At 34.3% G+C, this 1678-nt stretch carries 1 protein-coding gene; it reads left to right on the forward strand.

Going from position 1 to position 1678, the window contains the following annotated elements; all coding sequences use genetic code 11:
* The first annotated feature begins 854 nt into the window (after nucleotides 1-854).
* The gene (locus tag FHS86_RS19105; protein WP_429417663.1) at nucleotides 855-1439 is read left to right on the forward strand and encodes a hypothetical protein; all 585 of its coding nucleotides are present in this window, start codon (nucleotides 855-857) and stop codon (nucleotides 1437-1439) included.
* Nucleotides 1440-1678: the final 239 nt, after the last annotated feature.

The following is a 1678-nucleotide window of genomic DNA, read 5'->3' on the forward strand; positions in this document are numbered from 1 at the left end:
ACGTACGGTTTGATGCAGGGGGCACTGATAGTTTATCCAGAATGCGTACATTTATAAGTGCAAATTTTGAATGAGCTATCAGGCTCTACTCTACCAAACCATATTAAAAAGACTTTCAGACAGCCCAGAAAGTCATCGGCAGACTGTCGCTTTGTTCAAGTTCAGCGGTTTGACATGACGAAAAGATTTTCTTAAAATTTGGCAGTTTTTCAAGAGTTTGACAGTCTTTCGTTGACTTTTTAAAAATATACCGCGAGAGTTCTTTACAAACATGGATTAATGTAAAAACGGACAAGTAAAAAATAAGCTTACGGTCGACAGGTTTTTTTCGCTTTGCAGACAGTTTTTTCGGTTTCGGGCAGAGAGTACCATGACGTTTTGCCGCTCAACGATTCGGAGAAAAAACGATTAGTATTTACAAAATATTTTCGTCGCGATTTTTGAGAAACATTTTTATAAAAGCATATTTTACAATACGTTATCAGCGTGAGGACATTTTCTCAAACAGACTGGTTTTTCAAAAACGAGTAAAACTTCTCAAGCCGTTGCGATGAAAAAAACAGATTTTTTTGAGAAAAATCTGTAAAAGTGGATAAAGTATTATATTTAACACACGGTTTTAATAAATGTCGGCAACGATTAGAGTTGATTGTTTTTCAAGATGTTTAATGAAATCGAAGTAGGTAACGATTATTTGACAAAATAAAATACGGTTTGTAACATTTTGTTTATTGCATTGCGGTTGACGTGGTGCATGTCGCCTCGGATTCCCGTAATTATCCCGTCCGTATCCGGACAGATAATCACTCGCAATCCGCAACGACAACAAACAATTTTCCGTTATGGTGTATTAAATGACAGCTACAATTGAACATATTGACAGTCAAAACTTGGAGTTTAGGATTATCGATTCCAAGTCATTTTACGTCATCAAAATAATTGGTATTTTCCTTGGTGTAATTGGAGTGTTGATAGGAGCTTCTATTTTTCAAAGAGGTACAAATAGAAATTTAATGAGTCTATTCACACAACTACCTTTTTGGCTCGAAATGACTTTGGGGTTACTTTCTTTTGTTCTTATTGGTATCTCAGTAACATTGCAGCTCAATAAAAATTCAAAGAAAGGAAAATTACAATTATCTATTGATTCAATTGAATTCGACAGTAAAAAGATTTCCTTAGACAATAAATCAATAACAATATCCATCAATAAAGTTAAAAACAAAAATATTTATAAAAGGAGTTTCCTTGAAGGATCAAATAATTGGATAATAATAAAGTCCTATAACAAGCCAGATTATAAATTTGAATTTTTGATTGAATCTAAAACTCAAGAAGACAATCTTATTGAGTTGATAGAATATTGGAGGACAAATTCTAATGAGATAAAATTGGAAAATCAAAAGCCTAGTTTCTGGCAGACTTGGAATGACTTTTAGTTCAAGACAAATAAATCAAAACACACCATAACAAAGTGTAAATTTCATTGCGGTTTTTGTGCTGATAACTTACTTTCCAACTCGCAACAAAAACACTGTAGCTCGACAGGAAACTACCACGCAATCCGCAACGCAACTTACACAAACCGTTGGTACGCCGTGAAGCGTATTTACTTCAATGGGTGCAATCAGCTAAGGCTGATCTAATTAGCTGGCGCTGATTTTTAATTCCCATCTGT

The organism is Roseimarinus sediminis, assembly GCF_050433125.1.
In the GTDB taxonomy this organism is placed as follows: Bacteria; Bacteroidota; Bacteroidia; order Bacteroidales; family Prolixibacteraceae; genus Roseimarinus; species Roseimarinus sediminis.

What these genes read in the sequence shown, in the direction of transcription:
- FHS86_RS19105 (WP_429417663.1), top strand. Translation starts at nt 855, where the DNA reads ATGACAGCTACAATTGAACATATTGACAGTCAAAACTTGGAGTTTAGG.